Consider the following 26775-nt stretch of genomic DNA (forward strand, 5'->3'; position numbering starts at 1 on the left):
TATGAAAGCAACAATTATCATGTTAACACTGATTCTGATGAATCTTTGTTATCTTAATCCGGCAAAGGCACAAGGTGGCTGGACAATTGATATTAATCTGGACATGTGCCGCGAAGTAAAACTTGGGTACACTTTTTACCCTAATTATTCGGATTGTCGATGGTTTTATATTTGTGATCAGGGAAATACATATGCAATTCAATGCCCGGCACCATTGATATGGGATGTAAGAACCAATACCTGTTCCTGGCCGTTCTCATCTTTTAATGTTGCCCTGAATTGTCCTTACCTCAGAGCAGGGGACTTATAGATGAGGAATATATATGAACAGTCTTTAAATATTCTAAGCACATGAAATTGTTCCGCGTTACTTTTTTAATCTTTCTGATACCGCTAGTCATAAAAGCGCAGACATCTCCTACTGAAGGCATGCAATATGACCCGGAGAATGCGCTTTACTGGAAAATATCCAACGACAGCGAAAATCTCTATATAAAGCTGTATAAGGATGAGTATGCGCAAAAGATCAGGCAGCCTGGAGGTGTGTGGTTCTTTTTCAATACAAAAGGAGAAAGAGATACTGTAGCTGTACCTACACTACAGTATCCTATATTCAAAGACTCAATGAATCTGGATGCAATGGCTATTTATCATTTTAAAGATATACCCAATGGTGAGCTGCCAAAGTACAACGCCTACGGAATATTGACGGAAGGAAAATTGGAAGAGAAAAAAGGAACCTTTACTTGGAGCAAAGATCATTTGATTTATTCCTCTTCCATCACTGTACCCCTGCAATATATCCAAAGCAGCAGTACAAAACTGACTATACAGATCCTGCTCAAGGGACGACGAATAGTTCCGCTTCCTCCGGGTGCGGTATCCCCTATACTCATATCCACAGTAATGGGGTCGCAGGAGGTAAAGGATATGTTGTATGCGACAGATATATGGACACATTGCTGGATAGATTATGAAATAATGTAAGGGTCACAATATGCTGTTGGTATATACAAGATTTTTCAATTCTAAATACATGAAATTATTCCGCCTTACTTTTCTGATCCTTCTGATGCCGCTAGCCACAAAGGCGCAGACATCACCGACTCAGGAGATGCAGTATGATCCGGAGAATGCACTTTACTGGAAAATCTCCAATGACAGCGAAAATCTCTATATAAAGCTGTATAAGGACGAGTATGCGCAAAAGATCGGGCAACCCGGAGGTGTCTGGTTCTTTTTCAATCCTAAAGGAGAAAAGGATACTGTAGCTGTACCCACACTACAGTATCCCATATATAAAAGACCAATGAATCTGGAGGTAATGGCTGTTTATCACTTTAAAGATATACCCGATGGTGAACAGCCCAAATACAACCCCTTTGGCATACTAGCCGAAGGTATATTGAAAGAGAGAGAAGATGTATCTATCTGGAGCAAAAACCATACGATATATTCCGCATCTATAACTGTACCCCTGCACTATATCCGGACAACCGGCTCTAAGCTGGCTATACAGATCCTGCTCAAAGGACGGCGAAAAGTTCCGCTTCCTCCAGGTGCGGTATCACCTATACTGATATCTACATCTACAGCCTCAAAGGAGGTAGATGATATGCTCTATGCAACAGACATCTGGACACATTGCTGGATAGATTATGAAATAATGTAGGGGTGACAATATGCTGTTGGTATATACAAGATTTTTCAGACACATGAAATTATTCCACCTTACTTTTTTAACCCTTCTGATACCGCTAACCATAAAAGCGCAGACATCTCCTACTGAAGGTATGCAATATGACCCGGAGAATGCGCTTTACTGGAAAATAACCAACGACAAAGAAAATCTATATATTCAATTGTACAAGAACGAATATGCACAAAAAGTTAAACAAAAAGGAGGTATCCGTATCTTTTTCAATCCAAATGGACAAAGGGATACTGTAGCTGTACCCACACTACAGTATCCCATATATAAAAGACCAATGAATCTGGATGTGATGGCTGTCTATCATTTTAAAGATATACCCGATGGTGAACTGCCAAAATACAACGCCTACGGCATATTGACCGAAGGAAAACTGGAGGAGAATGAGGGCACAACAATTTGGAGTAAAGATCAATTTATCTATTCTGCATCTCTCACTGTACCCTTACAATGTATCCGGATAAATGGCTCTAAGCTGGCTATACAGATTCTGCTCAAAGGTATGCGTACAGTTGCGCTTCCTGCAGGTGCAGTATCCCCCATACTGATATCCACAACAACAGCCCCACAAGAGGCAAAAGATTATATATATGTCGTGGACACGTGGACACATTGCTGGATAGATTATGAAATAATGTAGGGGTGACAATATGCTGTTGGTATATACAAGATTTTTCAGACACATGAAATTATTCCACCTTACTTTTCTGATCCTTCTGATACCGCTAGTCATAAAAGCGCAGACATCTCCTACTGAAGGCATGCAATATGACCCGGAGAATGCGCTTTACTGGAAAATATCCAACGACAGCGAAAATCTCTATATAAAGCTGTATAAGGATGAGTATGCGCAAAAGATCAGGCAGCCTGGAGGTGTGTGGTTCTTTTTCAATACAAAAGGAGAAAGAGATACTGTAGCTGTACCTACACTACAGTATCCTATATTCAAAGACTCAATGAATCTGGATGCAATGGCTATCTATCATTTTAAAGATATACCTAATGGTGAGCTGCCAAAGTACAACGCCTACGGAATATTGACGGAAGGAAAATTGAAAGAGAAAAAAGGAACCTTCACTTGGAGCAAAGATCATTTGATTTATTCCTCTTCCATCACTGTACCCCTGCAATATATCCAAAGCAGCACTACAAAACTGACTATACAGATCCTGCTCAAGGGACGACGAATAGTTCCGCTTCCTCCGGGTGCGGTATCCCCTATACTCATATCCACAGTAATGGGGTCGCAGGAGGTAAAGGATATGTTGTATGCGACAGACATCTGGACACATTGCTGGATAAATTATGAAATATCCATGTAGTAAAGACTGCACAAAAAAAACCGTAAGTGCCTCGCGCGCTTACGGTCATAACTAACTAAACATTGAAACAATCTTTTATTGTGCACGGCTTTTCTCTTCGTTCCCTGTGTCTTTTTTATTGAAATTATTTTTCAGGTTTCCAAATTTATAGGTGTATGTCAATCTGACCACACGACGGTCATGTGTCTGACGGATTCTGGTATTGAATTCACCAAAGTTTGTTGACAGATTATGATTACCCGTATTGAATATATCGTTTACGGCCAGTTTGATCAGGCTTCTTTGATTCTTAAAGGTCTTGGTAACTCCCAGATCCAGATTCCAGCGAGATTCCAGTTTGTAAATATTATAGGAAAACGGAGACATATAATTCACATTTGCCTCAGCAGACAACAAAGAAGAAATCTTAAATGTACTCATGGAATTTCCCTGAAAAAGTACCGTCTGCCGGTTTAATGCATTATTGGCAACCTCTCCTTCAAACTTCATGTAAACAGCTGTCATGTTATTATACATCGACCAGAATTTTGTTACGGTTACCGGAACATTCAGATTGATGTAAGCCTCTTTATTTCTTCCCAGATTTTCGCGTGTTACCCAGGTTGTATTTGTTGTTGCATCCTGCCCCATACTCTCCACGATCGCATCTTTCTTGACTGTGTAGCCCATAGCGATGTTATATTTCTGTAATAAGGTATAGTTAAACTTATATTCATCTGCATATTGCGGATTCAGATACGGATTTCCTCTCTCTGATGTAAACTTATCAATGAAATAATCGAACGGATTCAGATACTTATAGTTTGGACGATTGATTCTTCTGGCATATCCTACAGACACAATATGATTAGGGCTGACCGTATAGGTAAGTGTACCCGTAGGGAACAGATCCAGATAATCCCGCTTTGAGCGTTTACCCATTGTAATGGAATTACCATCAGACTGTGTATACTCCGCTCTTAGTCCGGTTTTTAAACCCCACTTGCCAAACTGACCTGAATAATCCACATATCCTGCAGCGATTTGCTCTTTATAGATAAAGTGGTTTGTTCGGGTCGTATCATTTACCCAATTATTCCCTTCAAACTGCTCAAATAAAAGGTCGTTATCGGATTTCACATTCGAATATTTCGCTCCCAGATCTATTGTGTGATTTTTATTCAAGGGATGAGAATAATCTAATTTTGCTACGTAAATATCAATCCCGACCGGCATATCACTTTGCAGCAATTCTGCTGTACCTATCAGCTGGTTATCAGGACGAAAAGTTCTGTTATCATAATCCGCTCCTTTGCTGTTTCGGAATCTGCTCCAGTCCAGATCCAGTACCAGCTTACGTCCGGTAGAATCAATCTTAAATTCATTATTAAAATTGACAGAATAGTTATTGAAACGCTCTTTATAATCTGAAACTGACCTTACGATCGAATCAACAGGATTATTCACAATCCGCACTTCCGTTGTACTCCCATTATCATTCAGTTCATTATTGTTACGACCGATGAATTGCAGTACCATTGTGTTCTTTGCTGATGTTTTCTGCTCTACACCAAATTTGTAACTATGTGTCCTGTCCCGTGCATCAATCTGACTAATCTGAGAAAAATTAGTATTTATTCCATTATTTGCAATAGTTCTGTCGACGTTGATATCATTGATATAGCGCTCGTTGAAATAGGAATATGATGTAAACACATTTGTATTGTTCTTTTTATAATTTACAGACAGGGAAGTATTTCCTCTGAATCTGCGCGCCTGAGCGGCAGATATATTGAAATTTCCGTTGAAGCCTTCAATTTTATTCTTCTTCAGAACGATGTTGATCGTACCTGTAGATCCTTCTGCATCGTCTTTACCGGAAGTGGCCGTAATAACTTCTACAGATTTGACCTGATTGCCATCGGTACTCTTTAATAAAGTGGCTAATTGATCTCCAGTCATATAAGTCTGACGACCATCTATTGTAACATTAATACCACTCTGCCCCATCAACTGAATATTGTCATTCTGATCTACACTTACACCGGGAGCTCTTTTGATAATTTCCAGTGCATTATTACCTGCAGCCAATGGTGAGTCTTCTACATTCAGAATTAACTTCCCCTGTTTATTCTCGATCAAAGGCTTCTTTCCCTGTACCTGCACTTCTGCAAGTACGGTTGAAGAATTTTTGAGAATAAGGTCAGCTACTCTTCTGTTCTGACCATTGATATCCGTGACTGCTGATTTTTCCTTTGCATATCCTACACTGTTTGCTTCAATAATATATTTGCCCTCCGGAACATTTACAAATTCATATTCTCCCTTTTCATTGGATACTGTCGACTTCAGAAGCACTTGTTTTTCCGCCACATACAGATACATAGTCGCTGCCGCAACGGGCTGTTGCTTTTCATCCACAATCCTTCCTTTCAGGTTATTATCCTGCGCCAACACATTCAGTTTCCCAACATAGAATACGGCTGTAATAATTAATAATTGTATTAGTCTTTTCATAGATTTTAAAAAATAAGGCTTCCCTGTTCCGGAAAATTCTCTCCGAAATAAGCTGTCACTCCGATATATTGATGATCAGTTTGTGGCGGTTGGCCTTTTGTTGTTTACTGTTTTATATAGGTTAGACGCTAACGGGAAAGAAAAGGTTGCATTCCTTTCCCGCTTTCGCTTTTTATTTTTTATCCTTCTGCTTGGTATCTATCCTCACCCCATCTTTCCCGATATTCACCAATGTGTCTTTTGAATTTTTCGTTGTGATCTTGATACCATCTTTAGAGATATTTACATTTGTCTCATCGTCATTGTGATTAATAGTATCCTGCTCTATAGTAACTTCCTGATTTTCCGGAGTTTCTTCTTTAGGTTCGATAGCACATTTCAATCCCAGATCTGTCACGTTCCACTCCGTTTCTTTCACATCCTCTTCATATCTTACTTTACAATCGTAGTAAGAGATATCTCTTAATTTATATTCCAAAGAGCGGTCAATGATTACTTTAGATCCTACAGGCAGGTAAAGTGTCACTGTTACTTCCTGATCTCTGTACAATTCTTTCTCTCTTAATTTAAAATGACTGTCAAAATGTATGCCCAGACTATCCTGAGTTACCTGATATCTGATCTGCGAAGCACGGTTGGTAGCCAGCTGATAATTTTTACCTCTTGATGAATATTCATATTTGATATACGGAGCTTTCAGAGAGTCTATTTTTTCAACTCTCACCCTGATATTATTTTTCAGAAAATCGCTAAGATCTCTGTCGTCTATCTTGATTGTTCTTTTGGTATTGCTTTCCTCCACTTTGATCACTCTTACATCACGCTCACTAAGATGATATACTGCCTGTCTCTGAATTGGTTTTTCCTCAACGATTGTACTTTCTTCTTTAAAGTCTTTCATCGTATTGACACCATAAGAAATACTCACTCCTGTAGCCAGCAGCCATACAATGAATAGGGAAATGGATACATATTTATTCATAGAACCTTTATTGAAAAGCGCCCGTATAATGCTGTAAAAAATAGCTATCATCGGTATTGCGATCGCAAAAGCAGCTGCAATAAGTGCTATATAAGCCTGATTAGGTTCCATGAAATTGACAGGATACATTATCCCGTTATCGCTGAATCCTGAAATTCCGAAGGCGAAGAAAATTACAGCAATCAAGAGTCCCAGCAAACTCAGCCCTATTGAAAAAGCGATCACCAGTCCTATTGCTTTTACAAACACAGTCAAGATCTTGACGATAACATCGCCGGCCGAACGAACTCCTTGACTAAGAGAATCGCCGGCCCCCGAAAAATTTTCGCGAAACCCACTCATTTCTTCTTCAAAATTTTTCTTAAAATTCTGCAGATTCGGAGCTTCTCCTCTCATTTCCATTTTATCTGCGCGGGTGATTGCTACCGGCATAATAATCCAGAGAATCACATAAGCTAATATGCCTGAACCTCCCAGAAGAACAAATAAAACAAACAGAAGGCGTACCCAGCGTGCTTCAAGTCCTACATAATGTCCGATCCCGCTACATACACCACTGATGACAGTATCATCCGGATCACGCATCAGCTTTTTACCAAAACTAAAAGATTGGTTATTCGTATAATCCTGTTGTGTATATCCTTCGCCATAAGATTCATCCGCAGTATCAAAGTCACTCACTCTCCCCATCTGAGCGATCACATCATTTACATCTTCGTTATTAATGACTTCTTTACGTCCGCTCTCGATACGCTCGCTGAACATCTCTGCAATCCGGTTTTCGATATCTTCCAGAATTTCTTTGCTATCCTCCGATTTACCAAAGTGGCGTTTAATGTCGATCATATAAGATCGGAGTGTCTCGTAGGCATCCTCTTCTATGTGGAAGACGATCCCGTTAATATTGATAATTATTGTCTTATTCATGATATATGTTTCTAATTGTTAGCCTTTAGTTTGTTCTTCCTTCAATTGATGTAGATACTGCAAATACCAGTTCTTTCCAGGTAACATCTAATTTTTCGAGGACCTGAAGACCTTCTGCAGTGATCTCATAATATTTTCTTGGAGGACCTGAAGTCGATTCCTTCCAAATATAACTCAGCAAACCATTGTTCTTAAGTCGAGTAAGTAATGGATATAGGGTACCTTCTACTACCAGTAACTGCGCCTTTTTTAGTTCGCTGATAATATCTGAGGCATATATCTCCCCTCGGGAAATAATAGAAAGGATACAGTATTCCAGAATCCCTTTCCTCATTTGTGTTTGTGTATTTTCAGCTATCATAACAATACAAAGATATATGCTTTGTCCTGTACTTTGCAATACATAGTACTATATTTTTTAAACATTAACACTCAAAACACTGATAATCAGATAAATAATTTTTTGTGATTTTTTTTGATCGCTTTTCAAAAAGTTAAAAAAATCATTATTCCGTTATTTTTCCCTATTTTTAAAACATGGAAGGCATCTTAACCTTCCTTATAATGAAAGAATATTTTAATGAGATTTTTAATAAACTATTCATGGACGATTTTGTGGTCCATAATCGTTCTTATATTGATTAGCCTTCCGTCCAATGATTTCAATGGCGTCAGTACGTTCGAAGGATTTGATAAACTGGTACACACAGGTTTCTTTTTTGTGTTTACAGTCTTGTCCTACTTCGGGTCCGTTTTACAATCCAAAAGAAGGGCAACCAAGCTGAAAACAAGTATTATAATCATACTAATAGCCTTATCATTTGCTTTCCTGACAGAAGGGATACAACTGTATCTTACAACGACAAGAAGTGCAGACTGGTGGGATATATTTGCAGACACTGTAGGTATAGGAATGGGTGTCTTTGCGTATTCATTACTCTATCACAAAAGAACAATATGAAAAGAAAATACTGGATTTTTACTATTATGATTGCCCTCACAACGGTATGCATAAGCTCCTGCTCCATCTTTAAGAAAGACTGTGGCTGCCCCTCTGTAAACTCGGGTAAGCGAAAATAAAGTCAGGCTCTTGCAAGGGTAGCAATGGACACCCGGACTCCGCTGATGCCTGTTAGTGTACGGGCAGCAGAAGCCAGGGTAGCTCCTGTTGTCAATACATCATCTACAAGGAGTATATGTTTATCTTTCAGTGCTTCTTTCTGCAAGATGTCAAATATGCCCTCTACATTGTCATACCGATCCAGTCTGGCATGCATAGTCTGGCTCGAAGTCTCTACAGTCCGAACCATGCTGACACTATCCACCGGTATACTCATCGAGCTTGCGATCCCCTTTGCAAAATATTCTGCCTGATTATACCCTCTTTTTCTCTGGCGCCTGTGATGTAAGGGAACAGGGACAACAAGTTCTACATCTGCATATTCGCTGGTTCTCTTAAGTACTTCACCATATTTCATTCCCAGGAAATAACCGATTTCAGGATGTCCGTTATATTTGAGTTGATAAAGAATACGTTCTACACATGTTCCTTTGGACAGAAACAGCATAGCTGTTGCATTCAGAAAATCACATTTTCCTCTTAACTGGCGTGTAGGTTCATTGTTGTTGTCCAGGTGAAAACAGGTCAGCGGCAAATGGTACAGACATGTGGTACATAGAAATTTTTCCTGGTAGAGCAGCCCTGCTCCACAGCCAAAACAACATTCCGGAAAAAATAAGGATAGAAAATCTTTCCAAAAGAACAGCAGCTTCATACATTCAAGTCATTGGTTCCCTTAAAGTTAACCAATGAAAATGAAAACTGAAAACCGGCTATACAGCTTCTTCTTCTTTGATCGCTAACTGTCCGCAGGCAGCATCTATATCTTTACCTCTGCTACGGCGTACATTTGTGATGATGCCCTGACTACGCAGATATTCTGCGAAAACATCTATTTTATCAGCATCAGCATTGGTAAAATCTGCTAATGATATGGGGTTATACTCAATCAGATTGACTTTGCTGGGGACATGTTTACAAAAACGGGCCAGCTCCTTCGCATCTTCAAGCTCATCATTAAAATTATTAAAGACAATATACTCAAAGGTGATCGGGCTTTTGGTTTTCAGGTAGAAGTATTTCAGTGCCTCAGCAAGAGCTTTCAGTGTATTCTGCTCATTTATAGGCATGATTTCATTACGCTTCTGATCATTGGCGGCATGTAAAGATAGTGCCAGATTAAACTTCACACCATCATCACCCAGTTTTTTGATCATTTTGGCAATACCTGCTGTAGATACAGTGATCCGCTTAGCGGCCATATTCAATCCGTCGGGAGAGGTAATCCGTTCGACAGACTTCATCATATTGGCATAGTTAAGCAAAGGCTCGCCCATACCCATATACACAATATTTGTCAGGGGTTGTCCGTATTTTTCTTCAGCCTGTTTGCTGATCAATACAACCTGATCGTATATTTCATCCGCATTCAGGTTGCGTTTGCGATCCATATATCCGGTTGCGCAAAATTTACAGGTAAGACTACATCCCACCTGAGAACTGACACATGCAGTCATACGATCGGTAGTAGGAATAAGTACTCCTTCAATAACATTGTTATCATAAAGCCAGAAAGAGCTTTTTATAGTTCTGTCCGAACTGACCTGTGATTCTTTGACAGTCACGGCATTAATAGCAAAATTTGCCTTTAATGTGTCTCTCAATGCTTTACTCAGGTTACTCATTTCATCAAAGTCAGTACAGGATTTCTGCCACAGCCATTCATATATCTGCTTGGCGCGGAATCCCTGCTCTCCCATTTCAACTAACTTTTGCTTCAGCTGATCGAGTGTTAAACTTCTGATGTCGATGATGTTACTTTTTACTGCCACGGCGCAAAGTTACGGTTAATTTTGGAAATCCGTCTTTTCTAATGACACAGCAGTATCAAAAAAAGGCTGCTCCGTCTCCGAAGCAGCCTACTATCAATCACCTGTTTTACTATTAATTCACATATTCTATAAGTACGGAAGATGCCTTATCATTAAATGATGTAATACAACTGTTGGAGGCATTCAATACATAACTACTGCCTTTAAAGTAGTCCTGATCATACAGTGTCACCCGGATATTCGGAGACAATAACGCTCCTGAAATATCATTATCGGAGATTCCTTTAGCGATTAATTCTGCTGTTGTATATCCTCCGACCGGCAATTCGACCTCATATCCGCCATAACTGCAATGTTTATAAAATTTGGCTGTACCCCCGCCACCATAAGGCTCGACAATAACAGAACTGGTCTTATCATTAAAACCATAACTTCCGGCCAGACAATCTGCACTTGTGGTCATCAGAAGCGGAGTTCCGGCAAAGTTGTCCTGATCGTACAATCTTACCCTGACGCCAGTCATCGGTACTTTTATACCGGAAACATCATTGTTTGCGACACCTAATGCGGACAACTCTGCTGTGGTATAAGAGCCATATGGAAGTGTAATGTTATATCCTCCGTAAGAACAGTTTTGCGTTACGGTAGTTGTATTGCCTGCAAATTTTGGAACTCCGTTTACAAAACTGAAAGTATATCCTTTAGCGCTGATGTTCCCGTTTTCAGCAAGCAACCGTATTGTAAAATTATAAGATGTATTACCTAAGGAATGTAAGTCACTTACAGGCATTTCTATATGAAATGTATTTCCGGAAGGAGCATTCACCCACATGGGAGAGTCATGATCTGTATTCGTCGGACTACTGACCGGATCAAAGTAGTAAAGGACGTTTGCCAATGTCTGATTACTGGTAAATGTTCCTGAAATAACCATTTTTGATGTTGCTGTATTGTAATACGCTTCTGTAAGAGATACATTTGTAGTCAGACTTCCATATTGTCCAGGAACGACAGACGGCTGAAACAGTTCATTGTGAAATAATATAGCACAATCTCCTTCTGAAAGAAAGGTCTTTTTGCCTGTCTTACCATAAGTAGAATTTCCGCTCCCCATTAATGAGGTTCCTAATACCGGAGCTTCTGAAACTTTCTCCTTGTTGTGAGGCAGGTTTAGACCATGTCCTAACTCGTGAAACAGTCCACCGATATAAGCAGATGTAGTAGTTGGCATAGCTGCCAGGCTGATATTAGGGTTATCTAGGGCAAAACAGTTTCTTCCAAGGCCGAAGAAAGGCTGCCCACCGCCATCTGTACGTTGAGGCAAAATAATCAGATTGTGATACGTTGTAGAAAACTCCTGTGGATGCGTGGATCTATAAGCATTTATTTCACTTATAATGGCATTCGCAGCTGTCGTACTGTATGGGTAATTTGCCTGAGGTTGCGCGCCCTGTATTGTTATAATTTTTACACGATTAGTCGTACTGTCCAGCGGAAGTCCTAAAGTTTTGCCTCCATATCCGTTACGGGTCATCTCCGCTGTAATAAATCCCTGAAAATGAATCAGCAGATCACTCAGCCGCTCTTTATAACCACTTACTGCCGGATTGTCGGACGGAACAAAATAAATGATATTCAGGTTTCTGGCATTTGAAACAAAGCCACCGGCATTCAGCGGGAGACTGGCAACAGTATTTGTATTGGAAAGTTTTGAATCGGATTGTGTATCCGTTACATTGGGTTTCTGACAAGCGTACAGCATGCCCAATACCCCCACCAGTATTAGTGTTTTTAGATTGTTCATAAGTAGTTTATTTGATTGGTATCAACCAAATATAATGATCTATACGCCTAATATTCTTGCATTTACAACGAAAAAATTACGAAAACGTTTACGTGTATAAGATACATTTCATCCCATTTTATTATTAAAAAATGCCGCTATTTCCAGGTATAGCGGCATCATTTCTCACAAAAGACAGCAGTAAATTTTATTGTTTCCTGCGCTTTTTATATTTGCGGATAAATACAAATCCCAATACTCCGATCAGTAAAAACGGCCAGATACGAATCAGGATAATAAAAAAGGTTTCCAACGCCGTCCATCCGAAACGAACCGCATCCACCAGCTTGGTGCCAAAGCTGTCTGCCCCGATGGAAATATTGGATTGTTCCTGATAGAGATAGACAGAAAGCGTACTGTATGCGACCTGTTCATTTAAAGATTTGAGAGAAGCAGCCGTTGCATCAATTTCTTCCTGAATAACCCGTATCTGCTCCTCAATCTCTAAGATCTCCTTGACATTCCGGGCTTTACTAAGCAGTTCTGTATACCGCTGGAGATAGGCTTTTTTGCTTTTCAGCCGCGAGTCCAGATCATAATACTGCCCGGTCATATCCTGAGACTGAATACTCTTACTTGTAATATTGTCCTTCCCACCTTCCAGTTCTGCAATGAATGAATCATAGCCTTGTACAGGAATCCGGATATTAAGATTATACGAGGCTATTGAATTTCCTTTTGAAAGTGTCTCTTCTTCATAGAACCCTTTATGTTTGCTGACCAGCGCATCGAGATCTTTTTTACTTTTCGCTACATCCCGGGATTCTACAGAAACAGATCCTGTCTTGATGATTTTTTTCTGGGGCACAACCAGACTCACCTTTGCCGCCGCATCAACTGCAGCATTCGGTTCACTCAGATCTTCCAGATTCAGCGCCATAGGTTCTGCGGCATCAGGCTCGGACAAAGCGACCTTAGAAGAGTCCGAAAGCTTATTACACGAAAATAGGACCAGTACTGCTGATCCTATTAACAAGATTCGTTGTACATTTTTCATTTCTTTTGAATTTTAGACATGATGCAGCATCAGATCAAATTCCATAAAAGAAAAATGTATCCTTATTTATTCGGCTTTGGCTAATGCTTTTTTAACAGCAGGAGCTATTTTTGTACCGAATATTTCAATGGATTTCATCATCATATCGTGATCCGGACTACCGACATCCATATGTGCTGAGAAACGTGTCAAACCAAACATTTCCTGTACATGAAGGATTTTTTCTATGGCTTCATTCTCACTTCCTATGATCAGGTGTCCATGGATAGAACGACCAAAATCATATTGTGATCTTTGGTAAGGAGGCCAGTTGCGGCTCTTACCTATTCTGTTCATCTGAGCTGCATATACAGGATAGTAGTATTCCGATACTTTTCTGCTGTCTTCACCAAAGAAGGCATGCATGTGTACCCCTACCTGAAATTTACTCATATCATGTCCATTATCTTCGTATGCCTGGCGGTACATTTCGAACAAAGGCTGAAACTGTTCAGCAGCTCCTCCGATTATCGCAAACATAACAGGAAGTCCTAATTTACCGGCACGGATAACAGAAGAAGTCGTACCTCCGACTGCGATCCAGATCGGAAGTTCATTGTGCACAGCTCTCGGAAAAATTTCCTGATTAATGAGGGATGGCCTGAACTTACCGGTCCAGTTAACCGTTTGTTGTTTATTGATACGAAGCAATAAGTCTAATTTCTCTTCAAAAAGCTCACTGTAATCTTCTAATTTAAACCCGAATAATGGAAATGATTCAATAAAAGAACCTCTGCCGGCCATGATTTCGGCACGACCGTTGGAAAGTAAATCTACGGTAGCAAAATCCTGATATAACTTAACCGGATCTGCAGAACTTAATACAGAAACTGCACTTCCCAATTTGATATTTTTAGTAACGGATGCTGCCGCCGCTAAAATAATTTCCGGAGCAGCTACAGCATAATCTGAACGGTGGTGCTCTCCCATTCCGAAGAAATCCAGACCGACTTCATCCATCAGCTTGACCTCTTCAATAATTTGATGTAAACGCTCCTGTGGAGCCTGTATCTTGCCGGTAGCAGGATCTATTTGAAGATCCCCAAACATTCCTATTCCTAATTCCATAATATTCTCCATTTTATATCAACAAAATTAGATAAGATTGGTTGTTCCTGCATTGATGTATGATAAGAAACGTTTGTTATGAAAATATCTCGTGTAGATTACCCGTGAATAAGCTCTTTGTTGCCGTAACTCTGAATCAATTCTCCTTCAAATGTCAGCCACTCCTTCCAACGTTTATCAACATCTACATCTGTAGAATATTTTCTGGCAAAATTCAGAAATGTAGTATAATGATTCGCCTCAGAGACCATCAGATCATGGTAGAATCTGGCAAGATCCTGATCCTTGATATTTTGAGATAATACCCTGAACCGTTCACAGCTTCTGGCTTCTATCATAGCGGCAAAAAGGAGACGATCAATAAAAGCCATATTACGGCTTCCGTCTTTCTTTGAAAACTTCATCAGCTGACCTACGTAGTCATCCTTACGCTCTCTTCCCAGCGTATACCCTCTTTCCCGGATAATCTCAATAACCATCTGAAAATGCTGCATTTCTTCAATAGCAATTGCCGTCAATTCATGCACAAGATCCTCATGTTCAGAGTTATAAGTAATCAGAGAAATAGCATTTGTTGCTGCTTTTTGTTCGCACCAGGCGTGATCTGTAAGAATCTCCTCTAAATTAGATTCTGCAATATTTGCCCAACGGGGATCCGTTAATAATTTCAATCCTAACATATATAAAGTAAAAAGAGTAAATAGTAGAAGCTGTTTAATAATCTGCCGATATCAACCTCTTCTTCCTTTCAAAGTATAAAAATAAGGATATTATGCCGCTTTTAGGTACCGGCATTGTCAAATTGATTCTTAATGATGCGATGTCAGTTCGCTGATCACAGCATTCGCCACTTCATCTTCATGTCCGTCAAAATGATGATCCCCTTTCAGTACCTGAATACGTAAGTGTTTTGTGATGAGTTGCGAGGAAGGAAAATCCCGGGTATCGTTTCCCATCAACAGAAGGGTTTGTGTATTTTCTATTTTATTTATTTCAGCAATGACATTGAGGCTTCTTTTGACATGACTCCGGCCGACCATATCTGCCAGATGAATCTCCAGATCGGTAGAGGTAGAAGGCTCTATCATTATAGCCCGATACAATTTATTTTTGAGATCTCCAGGAAGTCTGTTTACAAGAAAGGGAACTGCATCGGCGCCAAAAGAGAATCCCGCAATGACAAACTGTGTATTAGGCCTTTTGTCCAGTATCTTATGGAGATAGATAGTCATATCAGTGGCAAGCTGCTGGGGGCTCTTCTTATTCCAGAAATACTTTTTGGAATCCACAGCGGAAATGCCATAGCCCTTATTTGCGAATGCACTGCAAAGATTGCTCGAAAAAGTGTTCAATCCGCCATCTCCGCTAAAAAATAAGATAAACGGAACTTTTGTGTTTCCCTTCCATTCTTTCATAGGAACCGTATTTTGCTGAGCCTGTACGATCATTAAAATCATCAATGCTGCCAATAAACCCCAATTCTTTTTCATATATAGACCTCTCCTACTTTCCAGGCTTCATTACCTTTGTCAGTGCTACAGGTAATTGTAGTAAATCAAAATCATTACTGAATACAAGGTACTTATTTTCCCATATAGTTGCATACTTCTCCTTGAAACTCCGCAAGGTCTGATAATGCTTAAAACTACCGACTTTCTCGGATGCAAACTTCATAATCTGCTCTGCCGGATTGTCCGGATTACTGAGTCCGCTCATAGGAATCATACCCAGATTAAGATAGTTGAGATTTTTTTGCTGTGCGTACCCTATTAATTCAACTATAAGCGCATCCATGCATCCCCCCGGAGCTTCGGCACGTTTACGGATCAGATCATAGGTACATTCTTCAGGAGCGTAATCCGGAATAATATTTAAAAAAGCCTGTATTTTTTTTTCTTCATCTCTCACGACAATTACATCCTGATATTGTATTGTTTCGGCTTCAAACATACCCTGTGAAAAGATCATCTCTTTTTTGCCAAATGATACTAACCATTCCTGCGAAACGGACTGCAATTCCTCTACCAGATCCGGGCTGTGGGGAGCATACAGCACCTCAGCACTATATCCTCTCTTTGTGAGCGCATTAAGCCCGTTTCGTAAGGACTTCCGGTCTTTTCCGCTAAGGGAAAAAGAGCGTGTTTCCATGATAGCTTCCTGACCGATTACGATCTTCTGCTTTTTCATATCCATGAAATAGACCAGACTGCTTTCATCTACCCTGTAATATGCCGTCTTCAGACCGAGCCCATGACAGTACTCTTCAAATTCGGCAATTACTTCTTCCTTATCTTCTTCTTCACAAACAGGCTCGTCCAGTACTATGGCAAACTCACTGGCTGCTGCATAGGACACAAATCCATCTGTCAGTGTTGAAAAATAGATCTGCTTATCGGCAGATACTTTGAAATAATCCATTGGGGAATGTCCGTAGAGCTGCAACAGATTCTTTGCTCTCTCCAGCTCGTGACCTTCCTGAATCTTTTCGGGGTGCACAATCTTCGGACGAAGAATAGTATATAATAATAATAACCAGGAACACAGCCCGAGTAACCGGGTGATATTGAGAAAATCGCGACCAAAGTTTGTGCGCGGATTTAATTCATCATCCGAAAACAACAGAAAACTGCGGATCGTATGGTAAAGCGATTCCTGCCAGGAAAAGTCTTCACCAAAGTGCTTTTTATCTATAAAATAGAAGCTCAGAAATTCGAATAGCCCCACTCCGGCCAGAACCGTAAAGAATGTTATAAAGCCAATCCGGATCCAATTCAGATTTGTCTTGATATTATACTGTCTTCTGTTGCTCATTAACAGGAAAAGAATGAGCAAGGCAACTATGGATTCTTCATAGTCAAAGGCTTTTCCAAGATGGCCGAACAACGACAGTACGGTAAAGATAATAGCCGCAACCCAGGCTAATCGAAGTCCCTTCAGGAGATACGCTGATGTCACCATAAGTGCTATTCCCATGACCAGTACCATCAGCTTGGAAGCATGCATCGCTTCTGCAGGCAGATAAAATCTCTCCAGTCGCATCCTTTCAGCGAGAGGTGGCGTGGCCACCGAAATCAGGTTGACGAGCCCTAAAAAGAAAATAGATACCGCCGGAAGAATCCGTACAATTAATTGCTTTCCCCGCCACAAAAACGAAATTATTCCGGCAAACAAAGGCAACCAGAATTCAAATACCCGATACAGCAATGTAATTCCTAAAGCCTGATCATGCGCGTATCCATAGGCTGTAAAAATGTACAGCATCGTAAATTCCACAGCTCCCAGTCCTCTTAAAAAAGGAGAAATTATCATCAGTACTACCGAAATCGTATAGCCTACCGCAGCCGCTTCGAAAGAGATGTGTACACCTAAGGCATACATACTCACAAAAGCATGCAGAATACCACAGCATTCGATCAGGGTAGAAATAAGAACGGTATACAACAGATGCTTACGGTTCAGACTACCTGAAAAGACTTCGTCTATCTGATGGATTACTTTTGGAAACCGCCGTTCTACGAGGCCGTAAAGTTTACCTCGGGTTCTAAAGGACCAGAAAACAGCAAAAGCAATACCCAGAAGCAGACCTAATGCCAGTAAGGCCAGCCAGGCATCATTAAAGGTACGATGATCCCATAACGTGTAGATAATAACCGGAACTCCGATAATAAATACCGTCAAGAGGCCGACATAGCCGTAAATCGCCCCCGCCTGATGGATTTGCGTAGCTTTGAGCTTGCGCCGGCGCAGCTGTGCCGTGGTATAGGCGAGCGAGCTGATTCCTCCTGCCGGAAGAAATACACTTAAAAAATTACGTTTTAAAAAAAGTTCTATAGCATCTGAAAGATGCAGAGATGCGCCTATAGTGCGGAAACTCTGGATGTACATCCAGCCCTGAAGAAGAATATACAGTATGGTTATACAGACTCCGCCAATAAGCCAGGCGGGATCAGCCTGCTGCAATTGCGGAAGAATGGATGCCAGTTCCTTACGTTCACTCCGGAAAAAGAAAAAAGCCAAAAGGATAACGAAGATAGCTACGATCTCTTTCCAATATGTCTTTGGTGAAAAACTCCTTATTTTTTCTTTGAGCAATGCGTTCATTATAACCTCATTGATGAAACGAATGTAGTATTATTTATCAATAAAGCAATGTTAAAAAAAATTAACCTTCGTGTTAAAATTGGCTTAACTTTGGACTTCATGCAACAGCAAAACGTATTAATTATTGGCCTTGTGTGGCCGGAACCGACATCCTCAGCGGCAGGATTCCGGATGCAGCAACTGATAGAACTTTTCCTTCAACATGATTTACAGGTCGTCTTTGCCTGTGCTGCTCAAAAGTCTGCATACAGTCTTGATCTTGTTGCCATGGGTGTAGAAGAAGCTCCAATATTGCTTAATGATCCTTCTTTTGATACTTTTATTCAAGAACTGAATCCTGCTATGGTGGTATTCGACCGCTTTATGATCGAAGAGCAGTATGGATGGAGAGTAACACAACACTGCCCGGATGCGCTAAAGATCCTGGACACCGAAGATCTTCATTTTCTCCGCCACGCACGTCAGCAGAATACGACACATGCTGCTCCCGACCTTTACAACGATGTCACCAAACGCGAACTCGCTGCTATTCTGCGATCGGACATCAGTCTGATTATCTCAGAGACAGAGATGGATCTACTGACTTCCACATTCCGTATAGACCCTCGTTTACTATATTATCTGCCTTTTTTGGAACAGGAAATTGATGATGAGAGAGCTGCATCCTGGAAGACATTTGAAGAGAGAAAAGATATGATGTTTATTGGCAATTTTCTGCATGAACCCAACTGGCATACCGTACTGAATCTTAAGAAAAACATCTGGCCGCTACTTCGTAAAAAAATGCCTGAAGTCTCTCTTTATATTTATGGTGCTTATCCTTCTCAAAAAGTCTTACAACTCCATAATCCTAAAGAGCGTTTTTTTATAGCCGGCCGGGCAGAAGATGCCAGAGCAACAATGGCGAACCACAGACTGCTGATCGCACCTATCCCTTTCGGAGCAGGTATAAAGGGTAAGTTTATAGATGCCATGCAAACCGGCACACCCTCTGTCACGTCCTCAACAGGAGCCGAATCAATGGCTGACAGAGTTAACTGGCCTGGCGCAGTGGAGAATGATATAAACCTGTTTACGGAGCAGGTCACTATCCTTTATCGGGACAGGGAGATCTGGAATGAGGCGCAGAAAAAAGGCATTTCGATTATCAATAACCGATATTCCAGCAGGAAGTTTGCGGAGACGTTTATACAAAGACTATTTGAGTTACAGCGTTCTCTTGTCTTACACCGGCAAACTCATTTTGTAGGGCAGATCCTGCAACATCACACGTTGCAAAGCACCAGATATATGTCCCTCTGGATTACAGAAAAGAACAAATAAGAAAAGCGTCTTCAAAGAGACACCTTTCTTATTACAAAACAATATGTGCTGTAAATCAATTATTTATTATAAAGTTTGCTGTGAATCTTTTTTAATTCGTCTACAGGAATCTTTATTACTTTTCTGTCATAGGTCATAAGTCCGTTAGTCTCAATCTCCACATCTGTAGTCTGAGTATATACCGCTGCAGAAAGTCCGGCGCGGATCAATTCCGGAAGACGCCCTATAAGCTTAGCATACTCAACCAGCAGTTTCTCTTTGTCATCATAGGACTTATAGCCCCAGTTGCCCTTATCCAGCCATACATGATCTTTGACAGGAAGTCCCAATCCTCCAAACTCGCCCAATACCAGAATTTGTTTGCTGCCATATACAGCCGGATCCGGCATAGCGGGTCCCGTATAATAATGTAGATCAAGTATCGGACTCAAGCCTACGAAAAAATTACCTCCGCTTGCAGCATTTACCAATCTGCTGGCATCATATTTCATCGTCCATTCCACGATATCCTTCGTTTTGAATTGTCCCCAGGCTTCATTAAACGGAACCCAGACAACGATAGACGGATAATTATGGAATTTATCCATGATTGCTTTCCACTCTTTACGGAATATCCTTTCTGATTCTGCAGAACGCATCTTATCAAATTTGAGATCTGGTGCCTGCGCTATCAGATCGTGATCGGCATCGACTTTTTCTCCGGCAGGCATCTTGACCCGAAGGTGCTGAGACCAGTTGTTATCTCCCCTGTCTCCGCTGGGCATATCCTGCCATACCAGCATCCCCAGCTTATCACAGTGATAATACCATCTGGCTGGTTCTACTTTAATATGTTTACGGATCATATTAAATCCCATTTCTTTGGTTTTCAGAATATCAAATACCAGTGCTTCATCAGTCGGAGCGGTGTATAATCCGTCCGGCCACCAGCCCTGATCCAATGGTCCGTACTGAAATACAAACTCGTTATTCAACATCATGCGCTGTATGCCATTCTGATCCTTAGCCATGGATATTTTACGCATTCCAAAGTAGCTTCCAACTTCATCTATCACTTTTCCTTTGCGTAGTACCGTTATTTTCAGATCATATAAAAAAGGATTTTCCGGAGACCACAGTTTTGCATTTGGAATAGATAAAGTCGTCTCTCCGTCTGTCAGCAACTGCTCTGTAACCTTTGCTGATCCGTCCAATGCGGTTACTTTTATCTCATCACCCGTCTGAAGATTACTTGTCTCTACTGTCAGCTGTAGCTGCGACTTATCAATATCAGGCGTTTGACGGGTTGACAAGATATACGTTTCAGGAACAGCCTCTACCCATACGGTCTGCCAGATCCCTGTGACTGGTGTATACCAGATAGACTCCGGCTTGTTGACCTGTTTACCGGCAGGCTGCGGCCCTTCGTCTGTCGGGTCCCAGACCCGAACAGCGATCTTTTGTTTTGTGCCTTTATTCAGTGCAGAGCTGATGTCAAACGAAAACGGATCATATCCTCCTTCATGTGTTCCAACCTTTGTCCCGTTTACATAGACCTGTGCTGCCCAATCTACCGCTCCAAAATGTAATAACACTTTCCCTTTCCGCAGAGAAGAAGGAATTTCAATCTCCCGGTAGTACCAGAGTACACTATCTTTCCCCACGGCTCTGCCCACTCCACTTAATGCGGATTCTACGGCAAAAGGAACTAAAATATCTCCGTCAAAAGATTCCGGAATTTGCGCATCAGCACCATCAGGCAAAATCGCATATCGCCACAGGCCATTAAGATTTTTCCAGTTATTATTACGTGTTAATTGTGGTCGCGGATACTCCGCATGGGGAGAAGATGCATTTACTTTTGAAGCCCATTCTGTGGTAATTTTTCCGGGCACTATTTTCCATTCCTTCTGAGCAAAGACCTGAGCTACAGATAGCCACCCCACCAGTATCAGCAATATTCCTTTTTTCATAATCATTAGTTTGTTTCTTTTTGGTTCCAAACGTTTTTCAGTTATTTAACGGTAGAAAAAGCATAGGTTGATTTTGTATGATATACCTCATCCGGCCGAAGCACAGTTGAAGGAAAGTTAGCATGATTGGGACTATCCGGAAAATGTTGCGTTTCTAAACAAAATGCGGATCTGTAAATATCATTACCGTTTCTGAGTATGTTTTTTTCCTGCATGAAATTGCCGGAATAAAACTGCAGTCCGGGCTCACTGGTATAGATTTGCATTTGTATTCCCGAATCTGTACTTTTTACGGTTGCCACCGGGCTCGTAGATTTCTTATTAAGAACGAAGTTATGGTCATACCCTTTCCCGAAATTCAACTGCTCATTTTTATCATTTATGTCAGCTCCTATTTTCTTTTCCTTTCTGAAATCAAAAGCTGTTCCTCCTACATTTGACAGCTCTCCGGTAGGAATTAATGAGCTGTCAACAGGTGTATACTGATCCGCATCTATCTGAAGGACATGATTAAGAATACTACCGGATCCGTTCAGATTGAAGAAAGCATGATTGGTGAGATTCACGACTGTGGTTTTATCAGTTGTCGCTTCATACTCCATCGTCAGCTCATTATGATTCGTAAGGGTATATATCACTTTGACCGTCAGATTTCCGGGAAAGCCATTATCCAGATCCGGTGAAACCAGTGTACAGACAAGTGTGCTGTCACCAACTTTTTCGAGGTTCCATTTTTTATACTGAAATCCTGTTGTACCTCCGTGCAATGTATTCAGACCATTATTGATCGTCAATTGGTAGTCTTTACCCTCAAGTGAAAATTTACCTTTATTAATCCGGTTTCCATACCGGCCTATTGTTGCTCCGAAATAAGGTTCAGTAGCTGTGTCATAATCTGCAGGATCTTCGAATCCAATCACGACATCTACAGGATTTCCATCTTTATCAGGTACCAGCAGACTCATAATTCTTGCACCGTTTTCGCAGAATTTGGCCGTCATCCCTTTATTATTTGTCAGCGTAAACACCTGATATGATGAATCTTGTAAATTCACCTGCTCTTTTGTGCGTTTATCTGTTGTGGATTGACAACTTAACAAAGTTCCGATAGTAAGTACAAACAATGTGATGGTGATTTTCATGGGTTAGCCGTTTGTATTATCATAATAATATGTATGTCGGTTCCTGACATACATATTGTTTTTCAAAGGTATCTGTATATAAAAATAGTTCTAAAATTTCTATATACACACATATAGCGTATATCTATTCTGTGACAAATAATCAACTCCCCAACGGAGAAGTCAGTAGAGTTGATTATTTTTTATCAGGAAGCATGTTTCAAAATCTATTCTTTCTCACACGATATATAAGTAAGAATAGGTAGTAATTATTAGAAATTCGGATCCTGATTATCCTGTTTCTTCGCCAGTTGCTGACTGTCTCTTGTATTTTTTTGTACAGCAATAGCACCAAACAATGCCAGTAAAAAGGAGAAGGCATAAAATCCCTTTTCACTTGGAAGCAGGGTTGCATTCCAAAGCCCGATGGTCAGTAATACAATGGCCAGAATAGTCGAAAACCAGCTAAGTCCATAATATATATCTGTAACCGGAATATTTTCCAGTCTGTCCCGTACACTCTTCTGAACGGAGATAACAGCAAAAAGTCCGAACATTAAAACAGTGAAATAATAGCCTTTTTCATTTAACAGCATTTCAGCTCTCCATAGTCCGATAAGAAAGCCGGCAATTCCTGCTGCCAGAGCAATCCAGGAAGCAGCAATAAATGCACTTGATGGTTTTTGATTCATATAGTTGTATAATTGATTTGTAGTAAATTTCTAAACAAAGGGTTTCTTCTTAATTATAAATGGCTGATATATAAACGTCCAATATAAAGAATTTATTTTCTCCCTGCTATTCCTTAAATTCAACTTATAAACTATTTTGCTCTTTTATTTTCAGTGGCTAAAGAGATTGTTTCTTCGATTCGCCTTTGTCTGGTTTCAGGTCTTTTCGCATTATAGATCCATTTCAAAATTTCTTTTTTTGATGTTTTTGAAAAGCTTTCCCAATTTTTATATGCTTCTTTATTAATAAGAAAAGCATGTTCCAAATCTGGTGGAATCAACAGGTTCTCCGCATTATCGGATGCATCCCACATACCATTTTTCCTGGCTATATCCACCACTTCCATACCAGCATCCGTCATCAGATTCTGCTCAATCAGCAATGCAATTTTATTCTTATTTACAGCGCTCCAGTTGCTCTTCGCTTTCCTTTTAGAAAAAAACTGAAAGCATCCATCCGGTTCCCGTTTTTTCTTGAGACTGTCAATCCACCCATAACAAAGCGCCTCTTCCACGGCTTCAGAGTACAGCACACTTTGTACAGCAGACTCTTTTCTGAAAACAACAAGCCACACCGAGTCAGCGGCCTGATGATTATCCGCAAGCCACTGGCGCCATTCGGCTCTCGATTTAGCGTACAGCACCTTAACTCCATTTCTGGTTTCTTCCATAGCATCGTATTGTTTATTAAGAACTCAGAAAGCAAACTACCTTCATTTACAAGATCTAACTAACTTACACAAAAAACCTGCTCTGAACAATCTTTATTCATAAATCCGACTGTTACAGAAGCACTTTGACGCCCAAAGAGATATTCCGACCCGGAAGAGGGGCAAGATATTTTAAAAAGGAATTTTGTGGTCTGGCTTCTATGTTCAGCAGATTATTACCAAGCGCATAGCATTCTACTGTCTGTCCCATAAACTTCAATCTATATCCGACCCGTCCCGCAAGCAGAGAATAAGCTGGCATCGGAGGCTCCGGATTTATATTTTTCCCTAAATAACGTTGTTTCAGATAGCGGTCAAAGGATGCATGAAAAAATATCTTATCCAACTGCAGCGATCCTGCAAGGCCGTATCGGCTGGTGGGAAGATTTGGCATATAATCTCCTTCAGCCCATTTACGCATATTATCATCTGCTGTGTTTTCATTTTTGACCAGATCAAAGAAAGAGGATATCTCCCACGTTCTGCCCCTAGTCCAGGAAGCTTTGTAGCTTAGTTCAGCTTCCCAACCTGAAATTTTCGTATCGGAAGCTCTCCATTCCTTGACCAGAAAACCTCCGGATCTGGATATTCCGGTATGTGCCAGATAAAGGTAATTGTCAAACGTTGTTTCATAATATGTTGCACTCACCTGAAAACCGTACCCCTGCCAGCCGGCTCCGAATTCATAGGTTTTAGCAACTTCTTTGGGTAATCTGTCATCTCCGTTTTCTTCAATCATAATTGCGAAATGATCATTACCGGCGTATAGTTCGTTTACATCAGGAGCACGTTCAGCATGATTGTAGGATAATTTAACAAAAGCTGTTTTCAATACGTTCCAGCGTAGATCAGCAGAAAAATGATTCAGATCAAAATTCCGGTCGGAAAGCTTTCCTCCTGCCATCCCGCGACTCGTTTTATATCCGGCATCATGTTCTGCCCGCCGTACGACCCAATCATGTCTGTACCCCAGATTCAACAGTACGGGTTGGAAAGTAAATTGCTGCAGCGTAAATGCGCCAACCTCCCGGCTCCAATTATTGGGTAAATATCTTTGTGCCCCCGTTCCATCAATTTTTAAAAAGGAAAAATCTGTTCCACTGGTTCCTTTCCAGAATTTTTTAACCTGATGTTCCATATCTGTTCGGAGGGCGTGTCTGGTGCTGTTGAATTTATTGACCTGGTATATTCCCACCAATTCTCTGTCATCAGATCGCTGCATCATATAATTGAGTTTCCAGGCGGATATAATAGAAGAATCAGCCCGATAAGCTGTTTCAAAAAGTGCACTGTGAGCCAGAGCCCTTGTATTGATCGGTGCGTAGTCCGGCATTGGCACCACTACATCGTGTGAATGTTTAGGTTTACTTGTCATCGCAAATCCCGGAATTCCATAATATCCCTCCAATGCACGGTAGCCTAAGCCTATCCGCCACCGATCCTGAATATAACTCGTTCCGATATTTATCGCCCGGCTCTCCGCATGGCTGTTGGGCATGATCCCTCTGCTCACGGGTGCATAATCCGAAATCCCATGTACTACAGTCGTCGAAAGAGGTGTTTCGGGGTCTTGTCCCGCGATATATTTGTCATTGGGAGGATTGAGCACACGCTCAGTACCGATAACAGAATGGGATTCAAAAGTATAAAGATCTGCTTCGGAAAGCCCCCATTTGGGATCATTCAAATGATCCAGTACAAACTGGCTTAGGTAAGGATACAGGCTCAGATTACGAATCGTCTCTCTATCCACATTAACCTGTGCCATTGTTTCGGTCAGGTGATCAATCCGGGGATCATACGCTATCGGAGCTTTGGTATTTCCTGGGATTTTAAGATTATTATTATGCTGATTCATTCCCCCGAAATGCCAGGCCCATTTTTTCCCGAGATTACCATTGATATCGACGGCCTGTCTGGTTCCGCTATTCGTACCACCTTCTACCGTGACACGCCCTCCAAAAGACTGTGCAAATAATGTCACTGGAATTGTGTTATCGTGCATATCCACAGCTCCTCCGATTGCCTTACCGCCATAGAGCACGCTCGCACTACCCTTATACACGTCAATTCCCAGTAAATTATCCATATCAACATTGCTGTTCAGATTGGGACTTATACCGGACAGATCATTGTAAGATAATCCGTTAGAAAGGATTTTGACACGGTTTCCACTCATGCTTCTGATCATTGGCGCTCCAGAATTCGGGCCGAAGTTCGCATTCTGTACTCCGGGAACACGGCTCAAGGTTTCGCCCAGCGTCTTTGCCTGCAATATATCGAGGTCTTTGCGACTCAGCTCAGACACATTTCCCTTTGAGGATTTACTGCCTGTTACAATAGCTGTGGGTAAATTGATCTTTTTCAGACTATCAGGAGTGACTTTTTCCTGCGCCTGAAGACGGGGAACATAAAATATACCTGTGGATAGAATAAGTACTAACGGAATACGATAGTGAAACGATTTCATATAGAGTTGAGAAGTAATGTTTAAATGATGGTGCAAAAATATAAAAACAAATTTTAAATGCAACATTGTTGCGTTTTATTACAATATATT

The 26775-nt window shown here is 40.8% G+C and carries 23 protein-coding genes; 7 read left to right on the forward strand and 16 right to left on the reverse strand.

All coding sequences use genetic code 11. From position 1 onward, the window contains the following. Nucleotide 1: 1 nt before the first annotated feature. Genes I6J03_RS08410 through I6J03_RS08430 form a run of 5 tightly spaced genes read left to right on the forward strand, consistent with a single transcriptional unit; the run spans nt 2 to nt 3033 of the window. Complete coding sequence (locus tag I6J03_RS08410; protein ID WP_039990161.1) at nt 2-310, forward strand: carbohydrate-binding module family 14 protein; 309 nt, start codon at nt 2-4, stop codon at nt 308-310. Nucleotides 311-351: 41 nt separating this feature from the next. Then, on the forward strand, nt 352-987 hold the full coding sequence (locus I6J03_RS08415) for a hypothetical protein (RefSeq protein WP_201694306.1): 636 nt from the start codon (nt 352-354) through the stop codon (nt 985-987). Nucleotides 988-1036: 49 nt separating this feature from the next. Then, nucleotides 1037-1672 (forward strand): hypothetical protein, encoded by a 636-nt coding sequence (locus tag I6J03_RS08420; protein WP_003009329.1) that lies wholly within the window; start codon nt 1037-1039, stop codon nt 1670-1672. Between the two features lie 43 nt (nt 1673-1715). Next, on the forward strand, nt 1716-2351 hold the full coding sequence (locus I6J03_RS08425) for a hypothetical protein (RefSeq protein WP_201694315.1): 636 nt from the start codon (nt 1716-1718) through the stop codon (nt 2349-2351). Between the two features lie 43 nt (nt 2352-2394). Next, the gene (locus I6J03_RS08430) at nt 2395-3033 is read left to right on the forward strand and encodes a hypothetical protein (protein ID WP_201694317.1); all 639 of its coding nucleotides are present in this window, start codon (nt 2395-2397) and stop codon (nt 3031-3033) included. A gap of 75 nt (nt 3034-3108) precedes the next feature. On the opposite strand, the gene I6J03_RS08435 is transcribed toward I6J03_RS08430, so the two are convergent. The 3 genes from I6J03_RS08435 to I6J03_RS08445 all read right to left on the reverse strand — a co-directional run bounded on the left by I6J03_RS08435 (nt 3109) and on the right by I6J03_RS08445 (nt 7799). Beyond that, on the reverse strand, nt 3109-5529 hold the full coding sequence (locus I6J03_RS08435) for an outer membrane beta-barrel family protein (protein WP_003009335.1): 2421 nt from the start codon (nt 5527-5529) through the stop codon (nt 3109-3111). A 172-nt stretch (nt 5530-5701) separates the two neighbouring features. Continuing rightward, on the reverse strand, nt 5702-7438 hold the full coding sequence (locus tag I6J03_RS08440) for a PspC domain-containing protein (protein WP_003009338.1): 1737 nt from the start codon (nt 7436-7438) through the stop codon (nt 5702-5704). 25 nt (nt 7439-7463) lie between these two features. Next, nucleotides 7464-7799 (reverse strand): PadR family transcriptional regulator, encoded by a 336-nt coding sequence (locus I6J03_RS08445; RefSeq protein WP_002998305.1) that lies wholly within the window; start codon nt 7797-7799, stop codon nt 7464-7466. Nucleotides 7800-8018: 219 nt separating this feature from the next. On the opposite strand from I6J03_RS08445, the gene I6J03_RS08450 reads away from it, so the two are divergent. Then, nucleotides 8019-8399 (forward strand): VanZ family protein, encoded by a 381-nt coding sequence (locus I6J03_RS08450; RefSeq protein WP_003009341.1) that lies wholly within the window; start codon nt 8019-8021, stop codon nt 8397-8399. 121 nt (nt 8400-8520) lie between these two features. On the opposite strand, the gene I6J03_RS08455 is transcribed toward I6J03_RS08450, so the two are convergent. The 8 genes from I6J03_RS08455 to mprF form a co-directional block, all read right to left on the reverse strand. Then, nucleotides 8521-9213 (reverse strand): ComF family protein, encoded by a 693-nt coding sequence (locus I6J03_RS08455; RefSeq protein ID WP_003009343.1) that lies wholly within the window; start codon nt 9211-9213, stop codon nt 8521-8523. A gap of 58 nt (nt 9214-9271) precedes the next feature. Then, on the reverse strand, nt 9272-10330 hold the full coding sequence (gene rlmN / locus I6J03_RS08460; protein ID WP_002998315.1) for a 23S rRNA (adenine(2503)-C(2))-methyltransferase RlmN: 1059 nt from the start codon (nt 10328-10330) through the stop codon (nt 9272-9274). Nucleotides 10331-10442: 112 nt separating this feature from the next. Then, the gene (locus tag I6J03_RS08465) at nt 10443-12134 is read right to left on the reverse strand and encodes a hypothetical protein (protein WP_003009346.1); all 1692 of its coding nucleotides are present in this window, start codon (nt 12132-12134) and stop codon (nt 10443-10445) included. A 187-nt stretch (nt 12135-12321) separates the two neighbouring features. Further along, entirely contained in the window at nt 12322-13170 is an 849-nt protein-coding gene (locus tag I6J03_RS08470) for a DUF4349 domain-containing protein (protein WP_003009349.1), read from the reverse strand. A gap of 66 nt (nt 13171-13236) precedes the next feature. Further along, entirely contained in the window at nt 13237-14277 is a 1041-nt protein-coding gene (locus I6J03_RS08475; RefSeq protein ID WP_039990228.1) for an LLM class flavin-dependent oxidoreductase, read from the reverse strand. A gap of 98 nt (nt 14278-14375) precedes the next feature. Continuing rightward, complete coding sequence (miaE, locus tag I6J03_RS08480) at nt 14376-14957, reverse strand: tRNA-(ms[2]io[6]A)-hydroxylase (protein ID WP_002998324.1); 582 nt, start codon at nt 14955-14957, stop codon at nt 14376-14378. A 129-nt stretch (nt 14958-15086) separates the two neighbouring features. Beyond that, nucleotides 15087-15767 carry an AcvB/VirJ family lysyl-phosphatidylglycerol hydrolase gene (locus I6J03_RS08485; RefSeq protein ID WP_003009355.1) on the reverse strand — a complete coding sequence of 227 codons (681 nt, stop codon included), beginning with the start codon at nt 15765-15767 and terminating at the stop codon, nt 15087-15089. A 13-nt stretch (nt 15768-15780) separates the two neighbouring features. Continuing rightward, nucleotides 15781-18378 (reverse strand): bifunctional lysylphosphatidylglycerol flippase/synthetase MprF, encoded by a 2598-nt coding sequence (mprF, locus tag I6J03_RS08490; protein ID WP_003009358.1) that lies wholly within the window; start codon nt 18376-18378, stop codon nt 15781-15783. A 99-nt stretch (nt 18379-18477) separates the two neighbouring features. Between mprF and I6J03_RS08495 the strand changes: the two genes are divergently transcribed. After that, nucleotides 18478-19701 carry a glycosyltransferase gene (locus I6J03_RS08495; RefSeq protein WP_232279768.1) on the forward strand — a complete coding sequence of 408 codons (1224 nt, stop codon included), beginning with the start codon at nt 18478-18480 and terminating at the stop codon, nt 19699-19701. Between the two features lie 59 nt (nt 19702-19760). On the opposite strand, the gene I6J03_RS08500 is transcribed toward I6J03_RS08495, so the two are convergent. The 5 genes from I6J03_RS08500 to I6J03_RS08520 form a co-directional block, all read right to left on the reverse strand. After that, nucleotides 19761-21653, reverse strand: coding sequence for a glycoside hydrolase family 2 protein (locus tag I6J03_RS08500; protein ID WP_039990230.1), 1893 nt, complete (start codon nt 21651-21653; stop codon nt 19761-19763). Nucleotides 21654-21694: 41 nt separating this feature from the next. Further along, on the reverse strand, nt 21695-22795 hold the full coding sequence (locus tag I6J03_RS08505) for an aldose epimerase family protein (protein ID WP_003009369.1): 1101 nt from the start codon (nt 22793-22795) through the stop codon (nt 21695-21697). A 251-nt stretch (nt 22796-23046) separates the two neighbouring features. Then, nucleotides 23047-23466 carry an inner membrane protein YiaA gene (yiaA, locus tag I6J03_RS08510; RefSeq protein WP_002998337.1) on the reverse strand — a complete coding sequence of 140 codons (420 nt, stop codon included), beginning with the start codon at nt 23464-23466 and terminating at the stop codon, nt 23047-23049. Nucleotides 23467-23597: 131 nt separating this feature from the next. Continuing rightward, the gene (locus tag I6J03_RS08515; RefSeq protein ID WP_003009373.1) at nt 23598-24176 is read right to left on the reverse strand and encodes a YdeI/OmpD-associated family protein; all 579 of its coding nucleotides are present in this window, start codon (nt 24174-24176) and stop codon (nt 23598-23600) included. Nucleotides 24177-24288: 112 nt separating this feature from the next. Beyond that, the gene (locus I6J03_RS08520) at nt 24289-26685 is read right to left on the reverse strand and encodes a TonB-dependent receptor (RefSeq protein ID WP_003009376.1); all 2397 of its coding nucleotides are present in this window, start codon (nt 26683-26685) and stop codon (nt 24289-24291) included. Nucleotides 26686-26775 lie beyond the last annotated feature (90 nt).

It is taken from the genome of Sphingobacterium spiritivorum (assembly GCF_016724845.1).
Classification (GTDB): Bacteria; Bacteroidota; Bacteroidia; order Sphingobacteriales; family Sphingobacteriaceae; genus Sphingobacterium; species Sphingobacterium spiritivorum_A.